Source organism: Dactylosporangium sp. CS-033363, from assembly GCF_050942475.1.
Taxonomy (GTDB): domain Bacteria; phylum Actinomycetota; class Actinomycetes; order Mycobacteriales; family Micromonosporaceae; genus Dactylosporangium.
Genome location: NZ_CP192032.1, coordinates 7,291,263 through 7,306,625 on the forward strand (window position 1 = coordinate 7,291,263; position 15,363 = coordinate 7,306,625).

The 15,363-nt window shown below is 72.9% G+C and carries 15 protein-coding genes; 5 read left to right on the forward strand and 10 right to left on the reverse strand.

All coding sequences use genetic code 11. The features are described 5' to 3' along the window. Window positions 1–18: 18 nt before the first annotated feature. The 4 genes from ACQPZ4_RS33735 to ACQPZ4_RS33750 all read right to left on the reverse strand — a co-directional run bounded on the left by ACQPZ4_RS33735 (window position 19) and on the right by ACQPZ4_RS33750 (window position 3,302). Window positions 19–1,416 carry a hypothetical protein gene (locus ACQPZ4_RS33735; RefSeq protein ID WP_433044689.1) on the reverse strand — a complete coding sequence of 466 codons (1,398 nt, stop codon included), beginning with the start codon at window positions 1,414–1,416 and terminating at the stop codon, window positions 19–21. 1 nt (window position 1,417) lies between these two features. Next, on the reverse strand, window positions 1,418–2,080 hold the full coding sequence (locus ACQPZ4_RS33740; protein WP_433044692.1) for a zinc ribbon domain-containing protein: 663 nt from the start codon (window positions 2,078–2,080) through the stop codon (window positions 1,418–1,420). 290 nt (window positions 2,081–2,370) lie between these two features. Beyond that, entirely contained in the window at window positions 2,371–3,129 is a 759-nt protein-coding gene (locus ACQPZ4_RS33745; protein ID WP_433044695.1) for an MBL fold metallo-hydrolase, read from the reverse strand. A gap of 26 nt (window positions 3,130–3,155) precedes the next feature. Next, window positions 3,156–3,302, reverse strand: a complete 147-nt coding sequence (locus ACQPZ4_RS33750) for a hypothetical protein (RefSeq protein WP_433044698.1) — start codon at window positions 3,300–3,302, stop codon at window positions 3,156–3,158. 80 nt (window positions 3,303–3,382) lie between these two features. Here ACQPZ4_RS33750 and ACQPZ4_RS33755 point away from each other — a divergent pair, with 80 nt between their 5' ends. Beyond that, complete coding sequence (locus tag ACQPZ4_RS33755; RefSeq protein WP_433044701.1) at window positions 3,383–4,417, forward strand: LLM class flavin-dependent oxidoreductase; 1,035 nt, start codon at window positions 3,383–3,385, stop codon at window positions 4,415–4,417. Window positions 4,418–4,523: 106 nt separating this feature from the next. Here ACQPZ4_RS33755 and ACQPZ4_RS33760 read toward each other — a convergent pair whose 3' ends face one another. From ACQPZ4_RS33760 to ACQPZ4_RS33770, 3 genes are all read right to left on the reverse strand, one after another. Further along, window positions 4,524–5,297, reverse strand: coding sequence for a hypothetical protein (locus ACQPZ4_RS33760; RefSeq protein WP_433044703.1), 774 nt, complete (start codon window positions 5,295–5,297; stop codon window positions 4,524–4,526). Beyond that, window positions 5,294–5,860, reverse strand: a complete 567-nt coding sequence (locus ACQPZ4_RS33765; RefSeq protein ID WP_433044706.1) for an RNA polymerase sigma factor — start codon at window positions 5,858–5,860, stop codon at window positions 5,294–5,296. The genes ACQPZ4_RS33760 and ACQPZ4_RS33765 overlap by 4 nt, the downstream gene beginning before the upstream one ends. Window positions 5,861–6,076: 216 nt before the next feature. Next, window positions 6,077–6,736: a methyltransferase domain-containing protein gene (locus tag ACQPZ4_RS33770; RefSeq protein ID WP_433044709.1), complete on the reverse strand. Its 660-nt coding sequence runs from the start codon at window positions 6,734–6,736 to the stop codon at window positions 6,077–6,079. A 184-nt stretch (window positions 6,737–6,920) separates the two neighbouring features. On the opposite strand from ACQPZ4_RS33770, the gene ACQPZ4_RS33775 reads away from it, so the two are divergent. Further along, entirely contained in the window at window positions 6,921–8,894 is a 1,974-nt protein-coding gene (locus ACQPZ4_RS33775) for a DUF6541 family protein (RefSeq protein WP_433044711.1), read from the forward strand. A 38-nt stretch (window positions 8,895–8,932) separates the two neighbouring features. On the opposite strand, the gene ACQPZ4_RS33780 is transcribed toward ACQPZ4_RS33775, so the two are convergent. Further along, complete coding sequence (locus ACQPZ4_RS33780) at window positions 8,933–9,310, reverse strand: VOC family protein (protein ID WP_433044713.1); 378 nt, start codon at window positions 9,308–9,310, stop codon at window positions 8,933–8,935. Between the two features lie 158 nt (window positions 9,311–9,468). Beyond that, on the reverse strand, window positions 9,469–11,517 hold the full coding sequence (gene ligA, locus ACQPZ4_RS33785; RefSeq protein WP_433044716.1) for an NAD-dependent DNA ligase LigA: 2,049 nt from the start codon (window positions 11,515–11,517) through the stop codon (window positions 9,469–9,471). A 73-nt stretch (window positions 11,518–11,590) separates the two neighbouring features. Between ligA and ACQPZ4_RS33790 the strand changes: the two genes are divergently transcribed. Continuing rightward, window positions 11,591–12,442, forward strand: a complete 852-nt coding sequence (locus tag ACQPZ4_RS33790) for a tetratricopeptide repeat protein (RefSeq protein ID WP_433044719.1) — start codon at window positions 11,591–11,593, stop codon at window positions 12,440–12,442. A gap of 73 nt (window positions 12,443–12,515) precedes the next feature. Continuing rightward, window positions 12,516–13,616 (forward strand): glycoside hydrolase family 53 protein, encoded by a 1,101-nt coding sequence (locus ACQPZ4_RS33795; protein ID WP_433044722.1) that lies wholly within the window; start codon window positions 12,516–12,518, stop codon window positions 13,614–13,616. Here ACQPZ4_RS33795 and ACQPZ4_RS33800 read toward each other — a convergent pair. After that, window positions 13,588–14,157 (reverse strand): hypothetical protein, encoded by a 570-nt coding sequence (locus ACQPZ4_RS33800; RefSeq protein ID WP_433044725.1) that lies wholly within the window; start codon window positions 14,155–14,157, stop codon window positions 13,588–13,590. The two genes, ACQPZ4_RS33795 and ACQPZ4_RS33800, sit on opposite strands and share 29 nt — an antisense overlap. Before the next feature lie 62 nt (window positions 14,158–14,219). Here ACQPZ4_RS33800 and ACQPZ4_RS33805 point away from each other — a divergent pair, with 62 nt between their 5' ends. After that, window positions 14,220–15,335 carry a serpin family protein gene (locus ACQPZ4_RS33805; RefSeq protein WP_433044727.1) on the forward strand — a complete coding sequence of 372 codons (1,116 nt, stop codon included), beginning with the start codon at window positions 14,220–14,222 and terminating at the stop codon, window positions 15,333–15,335. The last annotated feature ends 28 nt before the right edge of the window (window positions 15,336–15,363 follow it).

A 15,363-nucleotide genomic window follows, 5' to 3' on the forward strand; every position in this document is an offset into this window, starting at 1 on the left:
CCTCGGTTTCGCCTTTTCTCAGCCGAGGAGGCCGGCCAGCTGACCTTCCCAGCCCTCGGTGTGGATCGCGCGGCCGGCGAAGCGCTCGCGCAGCACCCGCAGGGCGGGGAGGCGCTGGGCGGCCTTGCGGTACTCCGAGGCGGCCGAGTCCGCGTCCGCGGCGATCCCCTCGACGCGGAAGCCGAGCAGGTCCAGGGCCCGGTTGAGCTGGGCCGCCTGGTCGGTGTCGCGGCAGGTGAACACGTAGGTGGCATGGTCGGGCGCGTTGAGCACCTCGTACACCAGCCGCCCGGACGGGGTCAGGCACAGCAGGAAGGCGAGCACGGCCGGGTCGGTGCGATCGGTCAGCGCCGCGTAGTCGGTGTAGGCGGGCGTCACCGGCTGGTGCGGGAAGACCTGGCGGGGCAGGTGCGGGCCGTTCTCGTAGCCGCCGCCACCCATCGCGCCCAGGCCGAGCAGGCCGAACGCGAGGCCGGGGCCGTAGGTGTCGAACGGGCCGTCGAAGCCGGACACCATCCCGGCGGCGAACATGCCGGGCAGCCCGGGCGCGAACGAGCCCGCGTGCGCGTCGTGGTCGAGCACCGGCGGCCGGGCGGAGTCGCGCCAGGGGCCGGCGCCGGAGCCTGCCCGCTGTACCGACGCGGTCTGTTTGAACCCGAGCCACACCTGCCCCAGCCCGAGCAGCTGCCGGGCACCCGCGACCCGCTCCGGGCGGCAGGCGGCCTCCAGCAGGGCGGGGAACACGGTGGGCTCGACCGCCTCGAGGGCCTCGCGCGGCGCGGCCAGCCCGTCCCGGAGCAGCCCGGCGACCGAGCGCAGCGCGACCGGGCCCAGGCCGGGCAGCAGCGCCGCGAGGAAGTGGCTGGTGCGCCCGCCCGCGGCGGCCGTGCGGGCCTGCAGCAGGTCCAGGAACTCGCTCGTGCGGCGGGCCAGCCGGCCCACGGCGATCGGCGGTCTTCCCGGGACGCTCAGCCCGATGGTGTACCCCGTGCCGTCCGTCGTCACCGCCTGGATGAACGGGTACGGCAGCTTCTCCGCCAGTCCCGCCTCGGGCACGATGACCAGCGCGTCGTCGTACAGCCGCAGCTCGGCCGGGACGCCGTCGACCCAGCCGGGAAAGGCCGTCGCCGTGCCGATCCCGTCGTTCCCGGTGTCGGCGACCCGCGCCTCCGACAGTTCCGCGAGCAGCTGGGTGCGCATCACCCCGAGCCGGCTCAGTTCCAGCCGGGCGCCGTCGGAGAGCAGGAGCTGCACGACGTACGGCTGCGGCTCCCGCACCTCGACGACGTCCCCGGGCGCCACCCGCAGGACGGTCCCCTGCTCGGGCGTCACGACCAGCGCGCCGCCGGCCATCTCGGCCGAGCCGTCGCCCTCGTCGAGCAGCGCCCCGCCGTCGGCGATGAGGCGGTAGCGCATGTCAGGCCGTCGACGTGCCGCACTCGGCGCAGAACATCGCGCCGGGCTGGGTCGGCGTGCCACAGTTGCCGCAGAACCGCTTCTGCTGCTGCGGCGCGGCCGCGAGCGGGGTTCCGCAGTGCTGGCAGAACTTGCCGCCGCCGGTCTCGTTCATGCACGAGGGGCAGCGCCCGACGGCCTGGTCCCGGTAGTTGACGTCCCGCGTCCAGTCCACCTGGTTGATGTGCTCGTGCAGCTGGTTGACCTGGGCCGCGGCCTGCATGCCGGCGATCTCCTGGTCCAGCCGCGGCGCGCAGCTGGTGCACAGCCCGCGCTCGTGGTTCCAGCACACCTGCTGGCAGACCCACTGCCCGCAGCGGTGACACTGGGTGAAGTAGACCTGCATCTCCTCGGCCGCCTTGGCCAGGGCCTTGTCCCGCGTCGACCCGCGCAGCCCGTCGCGCATCCACTGCGCGTCCCAGCCGATCTGCGAGGCCTTGTTGCCGACCTCGCCGCCGAGCAGGTCGCCGCCCATGCGCAGCAGCTTCCCGCCGAACCCGGTCACGGAGTGCTGGAAGGAGGAGCTGTAGCCGTTGCCGCAGCGCATGCAGTTGAACTCGAACTGGTACCCCTCGCGGGTCGAGTGGTCCGAGTAGTTGTTGGTGAACGGCACCATGCCAGACATCGGCGACAAACCCCTTGTTCGAGAGCAACCAGTCTTCCATCTTTTTTGTACCCGCCGCCCGCCATCGGCATGATCGGCAAGTCGGTCATATGACATCGCCTGATCGGCGCCGCCCGTCGCCGCTGACCAGCGCAACCGTCACGCGCCACTGCATGGTTCCAGCAGTGCCGGCGCACAACCACTCGGTCGCCACTGCCAGCGCCTGCCCCCATCAGCTCCTCGGGCGTCGTCATCGCGCGGCCCCGTCCTCGGGCGTGGTCGTCGCGCGGTCCCGTCCTCGGGCGTCGTCGTCACGCGGCCCCGCCGACGTCGATGCGCAGGCCGGGGCGGGCGACGGCGATCGGGCCGGTCCAGCCGGCGTCCGCGGCCGCGCTCAGGAAGGCGGCCGGGTCGCGGCCCGGCCACAGGTGGGTGAGCCACAGCGCGCCCACGCCCGCGCGGGTGGCCGCCGCGGCCGCGTCCCGGGCCGAGCTCAGCCGGCCCAGGTGGCGCGCGGGGACGGCGTCCGCGTAGGTCGCCTCGGCCAGCAGCAGGTCGGCGCCCGCCGCGAGCGTGTCCAGGGCCGGATCGGGGCCCGCGTCGCCGGTGTACGCGACGGTGGCCCCGCCCGCCGCGATGCGCAGGCCGGCGTTGGGCACGAAGTGGGGCAGGGCGGCGGTGCGGATGGTGAACGGCCCGGCGGTCAGGGTCGCGCCCGGCGCGAACGGCCGCAGCGCGTAGGCGCCGTCGACCAGGCCGGGCTCGTCGAGGGCCAGCACGGCATCGAGCGCGCCCTCAGGAGCCAGCAACGGCAGCGGTTGTACCGTTTGAGCCCCGCCCAGCGCCCGCGCCCGCAGCAGCGGGTTGACGTCCGCGCAGTGGTCGGGGTGGCCGTGCGTGACGACGACCGCGCCGATCGCGGCGGCGCCCCAGCCGGCCAGCACCGCCTGCGCGGTGGCGTAGCCGGGGTCGACGAGCAGCACGAAGCCGTCGTGCTCCAGCACGTAGCCGGAGCAGCCCGCTTCCGGCGTGGGGTAGGCACCGGCGCCGCCGATGACGTGCAGCCGCACGTCCGGAGCCTACCCCGCCGGGCGGGTCAGGCGGTGATCGTGGGCCAGGCGAAGGCGAGCAGCGCGCACGCGGCGGCGAGACACGCGAGATTCACGCCACGCACCGGAACGGGCAGCGCGGCCACGACGAGCAGGATGATGGCGATGAGGTAGAGCACGGCCTGAGCCGACATGACAGCCTCCGGGGTGGGGGTTCGGACTGGTCGATGCATACCCCCGGCACCGTCCACATGAAACACTCGAGGAGCGCGCGATGCCCGAAGCCGGTCAGCCCCTGCGCAAGCTGGGCTTTCTCACCATCGGCCTGTTCGACCCCGCCGACCCGGCGGCCGGGCACGAGTCGACGCTGGAGGTGATCGCGCTCGGCGAGCGGCTCGGGTTCGACAGTGCGTGGCTGCGGCATCGCCATCTGCAGTACGGGATCAGCTCGCCCCTCACCGTGATCGCCGCCGCCTCGCAGCGCACCTCGCGGATCGAGCTGGGGACCGCGGTCACGCCGCTGGGGTGGGAGAACCCGCTGCGGCTGGCCGAGGACCTGGCGACCGTGGACCTGCTGTCCGGCGGGCGGCTCAACCCCGGCCTGAGCGTCGGGCCGCCGCTGCAGTGGGAGCACGTGCAGCGCGCCCTGTACCCGGACACGGCCGACGCCGAGGACTTCACGTACACGCGGGTGGAGCGGCTGCTGTCCCTCGTCGGCGGGGAGCCGGCCAGCGACTTCTCCGGCGCCGAGGGCTTCGAGGTCTTCTCGAACCGCGTCGAGCCGCACTCGCCGGGGTTGCGGGGGCGCATGTGGTACGGCGGCGGCAGTCTCCGCTCCTGCCAGTGGGCCGGCGCGCACGGGATGAACCTGCTCACCAGCAGCGTGGTGAAGGCCGAGGACCCGCACGACGCGGCCCCGGACTTCGCGGCCATTCAGCTGGCCCAGGTACGGGCCTTCCGCGCCGCCCACCCCGACGGCGCGCAGGCCCGCGTGTCGCAGGGCCTGGTCGTCATCCCCACCGACAGCGCGACGCCGGCGCAGCGGGAGAAGTACGCGGCGTACGCCGAGCAGCGCACGCCGCGCACGTTCAAGCCGCAGGGCCCGGCGCGGATGATGTTCGCGCCGGACCTGGTGGGGCCGGCGGCGGAGATCGCCGAGCGGTTGCACGCGCACGCCGCGTTCCGGGAGATCGACGAGGTGGCGTTCGCGCTGCCGTTCACCTTCGAGCACGAGGACTACGTGCAGATCCTGACCGACATCGCCACCCACCTGGGCCCGGCCCTCGGCTGGCGGCCGGCCGCCGCGTAGGCCACGGCTCACCGCCTCCAGCGTTCCGGCGCCGGGCAGGACGGCGACTTCGGCACGGTCCGGCACTCGGGCCGGCAGTCCTGGCCGGCGGCGCATCGGCCACGGCTCACCGCCTCCAGGGTTCCGGCGGCGGGCAGGACGGCGACTTCGGCACGGTCCGGCACTCGGGCCGGTAGTCCGGGCGGGCGGCGTCCCAGGCGGCGCGGTAGATCTCGGCGCCGCCGGCGTCGTAGGCGACCAGTTCGGCGTTGCGGTGGACGCCGTCGGCGATCAGGCCGAAGGCGCCGTGCTCGATGCGGGCCGCCGTCGTGCGGCCGTCGCCGTGTTCCAGGACGAGCCTGACGACGCGGTCCGAGACCCGGCCCGCGAGCGTCACCGTGCCGCCGTCGACCTCCGTCGAGCCGCCCAGCAGGCGCTCGACCGGGCCCGGCACGGTCGTCGGGTCGATGAAGCCCTGGGTGTCGAAGCCGCCGCCCCGGCCGGGGTCGTCGACGCGGTCGAAGGAGCAGGAGAGGTAGCCGGTGTGGTTGATGTACAACAGGAACGCCCGCTCGCCGTCCGACCCGGCGACGGCCAGGTCGGGCGGGTCCACCGGCAGCGGCTGGTAGTGGCTGCGGTTCCAGTCCAGGCACGCCGCGGTCGCCTCCTGCAGCTGCGGCAGCGGCTCGTCCGGCCCCATCGCGATGACCGCGGGACCGTGGGCCCGGCCGCCCCAGATGAGCGCGGGGAGCAGCAGCACCAGCACGACCGCGGCGGCCGCGGCCACCACCCAGCGCCACCGGTACGGGGCCGGGAGAGCAGGACGGGTCGCGGCCACGAGGTCGGCGCGCATGCGGGTGGCGGTCGCGACGGGCAGGTCTCGTTCGGCGGGCGGGTTCATGCTTCCTCCTCCTGCAGCAGGGTGCCGAGCCGGGCCCGGGCGCGGCTCACCCGGGAGCGCATCGTGGCCGGGGCGACCCCGACGGCCGCCGCGGCGTCCACATAGGACAGCCCGGACCACAGGCAGAGCGCGACCGCCTCGCGCTGGGCCCGGGGCAGGCGGCGGACCTGGCGCAGGATGGCGCGCATCCGGTGCTCGTCGTCGAGCCGGGCCGCGACCTCGTCGGCGGGGTCGGCCTCGTCGGGTGGGGGCGGTACCCGGTGCAGCAGGGCAAGGCGGCGGCGCAGGGCCCGCCCCTCGCCGCGGGCGGTGTTGCCGGCCACGACGAGCAGCCAGGGCAGCACCGCGCCGCCGGCCGGTTCGACCTCGCCACGGCGGCGCCAGGCGACCAGGAAGGTGGCCTGGGTGACGTCCTCGGCCGCGGCCCAGGAGCCGGTCAGGCGGAAGGCATGGTTGTAGACGGCCCGGGCGTGCCGGTCGAAGAGCCGCCCGAAGGCGTCGCCGTCGCCCTCCCGGCACGACGCCCAGAGCTCACGGTCGGAGGGCTGCAACTGGGTGCTCACACCTGTTCATGTCCGGCACCGCTCCCCGTGTTGCATCGCGGTATTCGTGATGCTATTTCGGACATTTCGGAAATGCCGGGAAGTGCGAGCTTCCGCCACAGCGAGTTCGCCATCGGCGGCGGCGCCGATGGCCCGGTCATGGCGAGGAACAACGCGCGCCGAAACGCGAATCGCCCCGGGGTCGGAAACCCCGGGGCGATGCGAGCGCGAAAGCGATCAGCCGTTGAGCGGCCGCCGGCCGATCGCGATGACCGACTGGCCGAAGGGCGGGCGGAAGCCGCGCTCCATGAACCGGGTCAGCGGCGCGACCGTCGTGTCGTAGAACTTGACCATCGGGCCGGGGCCGGGCATCTGCTTGAGGAGGCAGGTCGACACGTAGTACCCGATGAGGCCCAGCGAGTTCGCGTAGTGCAGCTTCACGACCTCGAGGTTCGCGGCGTCCATGGCCGCGCGCATCGTCTTCTTCGTGTAGCGGCGCACGTGGCCGGTGGCGATGTCGGCCGGGCCCATCGCGAACGGGAAGGCCGGCACCACGTTGATGACGTAGCCGCCCGGGCGGACCAGCGAGCGCATGGTGCGCAGGCCGCCGATGTCGTCGTCGATGTGCTCGAGCACGTTGTACGAGATCGCGGCGCTGTGGTCCGCGCTCACGTCGCTCGGCAGCAGCAGCTCGCGCACGGAGACGCCCGCGTGGTCGGAGAACCGCTCCTTGAGCGCCACGATGCGGCTGTGCTCCGCCTCGGTCAGCGTCATCTTCTCGGTGTGCTCGAGCCACTCCGCGGCGTAGTCACCGAGACCGGCGGACACCTCGATCGGGTGGTCGCCGAGGTAAGGCGTCGCGAACGCCACGAACCACTTGCGATGGTTCTTCGCCATCGCCAGACCCTCGAGCACCTCCGACTGGATGGCCTGGTCTCCGAGGATTGCCGCGTCCGGATTCGGCACTCTGCACCCCTACGTGAATACTGATCATGTCTGGCAGAACTGGCGTAGTGTATCGGCGTTGATAGTCCCCCGCCAGCCCCTGCGGCGCACTTCGAGCGGCAACTATGGTGTCACCGTGAAATTCGGGGAGAAGACCCACGGGGTCCGGGCCGCGGCGCTCGCGCTGCTCACTTATGTCGCGTGCGCCATCCTGGTGCTCCAGCACCTGTGGGCCGATCCACAAGGCCGGATGTTCGCCGACAACGGTCAGGATCAGATCTTCTTCGAGTGGGTGCTGACGCATGCGGCACGCCTCTTCACTCACGGTGACAACCCGTTCTTCACCGATCAACTCAATGCGCCAGCCGGCGTCAATCTCATGGCCAACACTTCCGTTCTCGGACTCGCATTACCGTTGGCTCCGATCACGTTACTGTTCGGTGCGGGCGTCACGTTGGTGCTCATGGACACCATCGCCCTCGCCGGCACCGCGGCCGCGTGGTATTTCATTCTTTCCCGGCATGTTGTCACATCCCGAACGGCCGCGTATGTGGGTGGCCTGTTCTGCGGCTTCGCCCCGTCGATGATCTCGCAGAGCACTGCGCACCCGAACATCGCCGGGCAGTTCCTGATCCCGTTCATCGTCTGGAATGTCCTGCGGCTGCGCGAGCCCGGCCCGGTCTGGCGGCGCGGCCTGGTGCTGGGCGCCGTGGTGCTGTACCAGTGCTTCATCAACGAGGAAGTCCTGTTCCTCACGGCCGTGGCGCTGTTCGTGTTCCTGGTCGCCTACCTGCGCCCGCGGGAGTACCTGCCGGCCGGCCGCTCGGCCCTGCCCGCCCTGCTCGTCGGCGGCGTCGCGGCCGGCGCCCTGCTCGCCGTGCCGCTGTACCACCAGTTCTTCGGCCCGCAGGCGTACCACGGCCTGCCCGATTTCGTGCACGGTTTCAGCAGCGATCTCGCGTCGTTCAAGGAGTTCAGCCGCCGTTCGATTCTCGCTCCCGACGATCTGTCGACGATCGACAAAATGGGCGGCCCGACGGAGGAGAACACGTTCTTCGGCTGGCCCATGATCGGCCTGATGCTCGCCACCACCGTGGCCCTTTGGCGGCACCGCGCGGCCCGTGCCCTGGTCATCACCGCGGCGCTGTTCGCGGTGCTCTCGCTCGGCACGACGATCAAGTACAAGGGCCACGAGACCAGCTGGCACGGCCCCTGGAAGTGGGTCCACGAGCTGCCGCTGTTCGACTCCGTCGTGCCGACCCGGCTGGGCCTGGTGCTGGCCCCGCTCATCGGCGTGCTGCTGGCCATGCTCGTCGACCGCCACGTCATGGGGGCGAAGGCCCTCGACCCGGCGAAGTCCACCGAATCGGACGGATCCGCCGGTACCGCCGGCAGCCCCCACCCCACCGACACGCCAGACGATTCCACCGAAACGGCCGACACCCCCGACGGCGGCACCGGCGGCGGCCGCGCGAAGGTCCCGGCCGGCGTCCTGGTCGCCGAGGAGTCCGCGATGCCGGATTCGCCCGAAGGCGCGGTCGACGTCAAGACGGACATCCGCCGCCCGGACCCCGAGGAGACGACCCGGGCCTCCCGCTGGCTGTGGGCCGTGGCGCTGATCGTCGCCCTGGTCCCGCTGATCCCGACCCCGCAGCCGGCCTCCGAGCGCTCGGCGATCCCGGCCTTCTTCGCCACCGGCAGCTGGCGTGCGGAGATCCCGGAGAACGGCGTGGTGGTGGCCCTGCCGCTGGGCTGGTGGGAGGGCCTCGACGCGATGCGCTGGGGCACCGAGAACAACCTGGAGTTCCGCGTGGCCGGCGGCTACTTCCTCATCCCGAACGAGGACGACCCGGAGAAGTCCGCCGTGTTCAACGCCAAGGTCCGCCCCACCATGGAGCTGATCAACGCCGTGGCCGGCGACGGCACCGTCCCGCAGGTCACGCCCGACCAGGTCGCCCAGGCCAAGGTCGACCTCGCGTACTGGCAGGCCGACGCCCTCGTCCTGCCCGACCAGCACGCCAACAGCGAGGCCGTCCGCCAGACCGCCGACCAGCTCTTCGGCCCGGGCAAGCACGTCGCCGACGTCTGGGTCTGGAAGATCACCCGCTGACGGCCGGGGAGCCCGGGCCGCCCCGGGCTCCCCCCAGGTCAGCCGTTCCAGTCGACGAGCTGCACGATCACGCCGTTGGGGTCGCGCACCTGGAAGGCCCGCTCCCCCCACTCCTCGGTCGTGAGCGGCATGGTGATCGCCACCCCCGCCCCCTCCAGCCGCGCCAGCTCCCCTTCGAGGTCGTCGACCACGAACGCGAGGATCATCCCCGCGGCATGCACGTCCCGCTGCTCCACCGGGAGCGTCGCGAGCCCGCACCGCAGGAAGACGACGTTCAGCCCCACATCGTCCCGGGCCAGCGAGGCGAACCCGTCGGCCGCCAGCTCCTCCCGAAACCCGAAATGCTCCTGCAGAAACCGGCTGGACCCGGCCACGTCCCGCACGTTCAACGACACCGCCGACGCACTGACCCGCACTGCTGACCTCCCGCGACTCGAAAACCCTCTACAGTGTAGAGAGATTCCCCGCGAGCGACAACGCCCCAGGTCAAACACCTGAACCGCGCCCAGCGCGCGCCGCAAGTCAGGCGCGCCCAGCGCGCGCCGCAGGTCAGGCGCCCAGCCCGCGCCGCAGGTCAGGCGCCCAGCGAAGCCAGCAGCTCGGCGAACGTCTCGGCCGGCATGATCTCGATGCCGAGCTCCTCCGCCTTGGCCGCCTTCGAGCCCGCGCCCTCCCCCACGACGACGAGGTCGGTCTTCTTCGACACCGAGCCCGACGACCGCCCGCCCAGCCGCTCCACCGCCTCGTTCCCCTCGTTGCGCGTCAACCCGGGCACGGACCCGGTCACCACCACGGTCATCGGCGACCCGTCCTCCTTCTGCAGCGGCAGCCGCACCCCGTCGTCAGCCGCGCCCCCGGCCGCGTCCGCAGAAGGGGCGCCGGCAGCCGCCCGCGGCCGGAACCCGGGCTCCGCCATGTTGACCCCGCGCGCGGCCAGCCGTTCGATCACCGGCCGCAGCTCGGCCAGCTCCGCCGCGATCGTCACCGCCCGCTCCGGGCCGACCGCCTCGACCTCCTGCAGGTCCAGCGGCGTCGCGGCCACCAGCGCCTCCATCGAGCCGAAGTGCGCGGCCAGCCGGCGGGACATCGAGCGGCCGGTCATCCGCACGCCGAGGCCGGTCAGCACCCGGCCCAGCGGCTGCGCCTTGGAGGCCTGGATGGCGTTGACGAGCTTGGCCGCCGACACCTCGCCCATCCGCTCGAAGGTCATGAGCGTCGGGGCGTCCAGGTCGTAGAGGTCGGCCGGGTCCGTCACGCGCCCGGCGTCGATGAGCATGTCGATGATCTTTCCGCCGAGGCCCTCGATGTCCATGCAGTCGCGGCTCGCGTAGTACGACAGGGCCTCCCGCGCGCCGCAGGCCCGGCCGGTGGTGCAGCGCCAGCGCTTCTGGGTGCGGTCGATCTCGCCGCCGCAGCGGGGGCAGGTGACCGGCGGTTCGAACGGCTCGGCGTCGGCCGGGCGCTCGTCGAGCTTGGCCCCGGTGATCTCGGGGATGACGTCGCCGGCGCGGCGGACGAAGACCGTGTCGCCGGGGCGGACGTTGCGGCGCACCAGGTCGTCGAAGTTGTGCAGGGTGGCCGAGGTGACGATGACGCCGCTGATCTGGACCGGCTCGAGCACGGCCACCGGGGTGATGACGCCGGTACGCCCGATCTGCACCTCGATCGCCTTCAGCCGGGTGGTCCGGGTGTCCGGCGGGAACTTGTACGCGATCCCCCACCGCGGCGCCCGGCTCGACGAACCGGCCTGGTCGCGGTCGGCGGGCTGGTCGGCCTTGATGACGGCGCCGTCGATGCCGTAGCCGAGGGTGGCCCGGTGCTCGTTGAGCTCCTTGACCGCGACCAGGATCTCCTCGATCGTCGCGCAGACCGGCGTCCCGGCGGTGGAGGCGACGCCGAGCCGGTTGAGCTCCGCCATCGCGGCCGAGTGCGGGCCGTCGCCCAGCCCGCGCACGCCGTAGGCGAGGAAGGACATCGGGGCGTCGTACGTGCGGTCCTGCGCCCGCAGCGTGCCCGCCGCGGCGCTGCGCGGGTGGGCGAACGGCGGCTCGCCGGCGGCGGTGCGCATGCCGTTGGCGATCTCGAAGTCGGCCTCGGTCATGAAGACCTCGCCGCGCACCTCGATCGTCACCGGGTCGGTGAGCTTCTCGGGCAGGCCCGCCGCCCGCCGGGCCTGGCCGGTGACGTCCTCGCCGGCCCGCCCGTCGCCGCGGGTGGCCACCTGCACGAGCCGGCCGGACTCGTAGCGGGCGGCGATGGCCAGCCCGTCGATCTTCGGCTCGACGGTGTAGCCGGCCGCCGGGCGGCCGAGCAGCTTGTCGAGGCGGGCCGCCCACCGGCGCAGCGTCTCCTCGTCGAAGACGTTGTCGAGGCTGAGCATCGGCTCGCTGTGCACGACGTCGCCGACCACGCCCTCGCCGGCCGCGACGACCTCGGTCGGGGAGTCCTCGGGCTTCCACTCCGGGTGGGCCGCCTCCGTGGCCGCGACCCGCCGCATGAGCACGTCGTAGTCCGCGTCGTCCATGGCGAGGTCGGGCCCGCTGTAGTACGCGGCCGCGGCGTCCCGGATCCGCTCGATCGCGGCGTGGTACTCGGCGGGGGTTTCGAAGCGCTCATCGACCATGCCAGCAGCCTAGTGAAGGGGTACGACAAAAATCCGCGCCGCGAGATCCAACCGCGTACGACAAAATCGGAACGTGACCGAGGATGACTACGTGGAGCTCGCCCAGCGCATCAACCGCGGCGACCTGATGATCGGCCTGCTCCCCCTCTCCGCCACCGACACCCTGGTCGCCGGCCTGAGTGCGGCGGGCCGGGCCGGCTCCGCCCGCGCCTGGCGCGAGCTGGGCCTGGCCTATCTGGGCACCGACGGCGACCGCCTGCCCCCGGCGCCGTGGTCGCCGCAGCTGCCCTTCGACGACCCCGCCGACCACCCCCGCGGCCGGGCGCTGCGCAGCTTCGCCGAGTCCGCCGCGCTCGGCGACCGCGACGGCGCACTGCTGTTCGCGCAGTGCTGCCGCGAGGCGTCGGTCCCGGCCCAGGAGGCGGCCCGCGCCCTGCTGCGCCCGCACGCCCGGCAGGACCCGGCCGCGGGCTACCAGTACGGCCTGCTGCAGCAGTGGCTCGGCAACCCGGGCGGCGCGATCGAGCACCACCTGCGCGCGGCCGGGCAGGGCGACGCCGACGCCGCCTTCGAGCTGTACGTGCTGTTCTCCACCGGCACCGGCGTGGAGCGCGACGACGCGGAGGCGGCCCGCTGGCTGCGCGCCGCCGCGGAGCTCGGCCAGCCGCGCGCGCTGTACAACATGGGCGCCGCGCACGCGACCGGCAACGGCGCCGCCCTGGACCCCGCCCTCGCCCTGTCGTACTACGAGCGCGCGGCCCAGGCCGGCAACGCGCGCGCCGCGGCCACGCTCGGCGTCATGCACCTCATGGGCGGCGAGGTGCCCCGCGACGAGCGCCGGGCGGCCGAGTGGCTGGACCGGGCCGAGGACATGGGCCACCCGGTCGACGAGTGGCTCGCCCAGCTGGGCTTGCAACGGCCGTGAAAACATTGACGCCCTGCGATCCCTCTCGGAGACTGTGAGCGCTCACACCCCTCCGGACCAGAGGAGCGCTCCAGTGCGAAGAACCGCCTACCTGGCCGCCGTCGCGCTCGGCGCCGCCATCGCCCTCACCGCCGTCGCGCCGGCCGATGCGGCGACCATCGGCATGCGCGGGGCCGACGTGTCGTCGCTGCAGCGCAGCCTGGACCTCGGCGCGCGGTACTACAACGCCTCCGGCACCGCCGCCGACCCCCTCGACATCCTCAAGGGCGCCGGCGTCAACTACGTGCGCCTGCGCGTCTGGAACAACCCGGCGAGCGGCTACAACAACCTCGCCAAGGTCCTCGTCCAGGCCCGCGCGGCCAAGGCCAAGGGCCTGCAGCTGATGATCGACTTCCACTACTCCGACACCTGGGCCGACCCGGGCAAGCAGTACAAGCCGGCCGCGTGGGCCTCGCACGGCATCGGCCAGCTGCAGACCGACGTCTACAACTACACGCTCTCGGTCTGCACCGCCCTCAAGAACCAGGGCACCACGCCCGACAGCGTGCAGATCGGCAACGAGATCAACGTCGGCATGCTGTGGAACGACGGCAAGGTCGTCAACAACGACTTCACGAACCTGAGCCTGCTGCTGAAGTCCGGCTACACCGCGACCAAGGCCTGCAACAGCGGCACCAGTGTCATCATCCACACCGCCGACGCCGACAGCGACGCGCACGCCCGCTGGTTCTACGACGGCATCCGGGCCAAGGGCGTCACCTGGGACATCACCGGCCTGTCGTACTACTGCATGTGGCACGGCACGCTCGCGAACCTGTCGAGCGTCATCAACGACGTGCGCACCCGGTACGGCAAGCCCGTCATCCTGGCCGAGACCGCGTACCCGTTCACGGCGGCCAACGCGGACTCCGAGCCCAACGCGATCGGCGGCTCCGCCCCGTGCTCCGGCTATCCGGCGACGTGGCAGGGCCAGGGCGCCGAGTTCACCGCCGTGCAGAACACCGCCCGCTCGGCCGGCGCCGTGGGCGTCTTCTACTGGGAACCGACGTGGTACGCCGTCCCCGGCAACGGCTGGGACCCGGCGAACATCAACGGTACGGGCGACCAGTGGGACAACATGGCGCTGTTCGACTGGACCGGGCACCTCAATCCGAACGTGTCCTGGAAGCCGTAGCGCTGCGCAGCCAGCTCACGTACGGGTCGTCCGGCCCGAGGTACGACATCCGGTTGATGATCCCGGGCAGCGCGGGCGGCGGCTCGAAGGCCGCCACCGCCTGCCCCTCGGCGACCGCCCGCTCCAGGGCCGCGTTGAGGGCGAGGTGCCGCTCCAGGCCCGGCACGACGACGTCGGACAGCAGCCGGCTCACCTCGGCGCCGTACCCCGGCGCGTCCGCCGCCGTGCGCAGGTTCCAGTCGTCGCTGCCCCGGTGGAAGCCGAACCCGGCCGGCGGCGCCACCCGTCCCCAGACCTGGGCCAGCTCGCCGGCGCCGGTCTCCCGCGCGTACGCCATCCAGTGCCCGGTCGCGGCCCGCACCTCGATCGCGAACGCGACCTGGCCCGGGAACGTGGCGCCCTCGCCGACGAAGTCGATCGCGATCGCCCCGCCATCGGCCTCGCGGCGCCGGTGGTCGCCCGCGAAGCCCAGCGCCCGCAGCCGCGGCGCGACCTGGGCCGCGAGCATCGCCTCGTACGCGGGGCGCACATCCACTGCCATTCGTCCAGCATATGGGGAATCGCGCGGAAATGTCCGTCCAAAGCCTGGGTAGGCTGCGGGGCATGACGACCGCGAACGCGAACGCCCTGACCGCCCGCTGGACGTCCACAGTGGATACAAAGAACACCGCGCTCTCCGGCCCCGGCGTGTACGTCCTGCTGGCCCTCCTCGCCCCGTTCGCCGACGGGCAGGTGCGCGCCGACCTGCTCGCGGTCGCCCCGGAGCCGCTGGAGCTGCCGGAGTCGCCGACCACCCGGATGGCCACCGCCGTGTGGTCGCGCACCGGCGTGCCGCTCACCGACGCGTTCGTGGCCGCCGTCCCGGCCGCGTCGCGCGGGCCGCTGACCGGCGACCCGGGGACCGACCAGCCGGTGCTCGACGCCTGGGCCGACGAGCAGACCGGCGGGGCGATTCCGGCCATGCCGATCCAGGTCGACGAGGACACGCTGATGGTGCTGGCGAGCGCACTGGCCGTACACACGACATGGTCTTCGCCCTTCAGGGACGTCCCCCGATGCCCGCAGGCCGGACCGTGGGCCGGCCGGGACCTGAACGGGCTCCACCGCCGCGATCGCAACATCAAAGCGCTCCGGGTGGCCGACACCGAGGGCGGCCCGATCACGCTGCTCACGGTCGCCGGAGCCGACGACGTCGACGTGGTGCTGGCGCTGAGCGAGCCCGGCCGCCCGGCGAGCGAGGTGCTGCCGGCGGCGATCGGCGGATTGCCCACAGCCTCGCAGGGAGACAACGGCCCCGGGATCAGCGTGCGGGAGATCGAGGCCGCCGACGACGAGCCGGAGCTCCTGGTGGACACCGTGCGGTTCCGGGTCGAGGGCCGCCACGACCTGCTCGAGCAGGCCGGGGTGTTCGGGCTCGCCGCGGCCACCGACCGCGACGAGGGCCACTTCTCCGGCGTCAGCCCGGTGCCGCTCGCCGTCGATCGGGCCCGCCAGGACGCGGTGGCCGAGTTCAGCGCGACGGGGTTCAAGGCGGCCGCGGTCACCGGGCTGTCGATGGTGCTGGCGGGGGCGTTCCGGCCGCAGTACCAGTACAAGAAGAGGCTCGTCAGCGTGACCTTCGACCGGCCGTTCGGGTTCCTCGCCGTGCACCGCGCGACCGGCCTGGTGCTGGTCGCGGGCTGGGTCGAGGAACCCGAACCCGCCGAGCCGGAGCTGTGACCGGACGCCCAACGCTTCGGGAACGCGA

What these genes read in the sequence shown, in the direction of transcription:
- ACQPZ4_RS33735 (WP_433044689.1), bottom strand. Translation starts at nt 1,416, where the DNA reads ATGCGCTACCGCCTCATCGCCGACGGCGGGGCGCTGCTCGACGAGGGC.
- ACQPZ4_RS33740 (WP_433044692.1), bottom strand. Translation starts at nt 2,080, where the DNA reads ATGTCTGGCATGGTGCCGTTCACCAACAACTACTCGGACCACTCGACC.
- ACQPZ4_RS33750 (WP_433044698.1), bottom strand. Translation starts at nt 3,302, where the DNA reads ATGTCGGCTCAGGCCGTGCTCTACCTCATCGCCATCATCCTGCTCGTC.
- ACQPZ4_RS33755 (WP_433044701.1), top strand. Translation starts at nt 3,383, where the DNA reads ATGCCCGAAGCCGGTCAGCCCCTGCGCAAGCTGGGCTTTCTCACCATC.
- ACQPZ4_RS33760 (WP_433044703.1), bottom strand. Translation starts at nt 5,297, where the DNA reads ATGAACCCGCCCGCCGAACGAGACCTGCCCGTCGCGACCGCCACCCGC.
- ACQPZ4_RS33770 (WP_433044709.1), bottom strand. Translation starts at nt 6,736, where the DNA reads ATGGCGAAGAACCATCGCAAGTGGTTCGTGGCGTTCGCGACGCCTTAC.
- ligA (WP_433044716.1), bottom strand. Translation starts at nt 11,517, where the DNA reads ATGGTCGATGAGCGCTTCGAAACCCCCGCCGAGTACCACGCCGCGATC.
- ACQPZ4_RS33800 (WP_433044725.1), bottom strand. Translation starts at nt 14,157, where the DNA reads ATGGCAGTGGATGTGCGCCCCGCGTACGAGGCGATGCTCGCGGCCCAG.
- ACQPZ4_RS33805 (WP_433044727.1), top strand. Translation starts at nt 14,220, where the DNA reads ATGACGACCGCGAACGCGAACGCCCTGACCGCCCGCTGGACGTCCACA.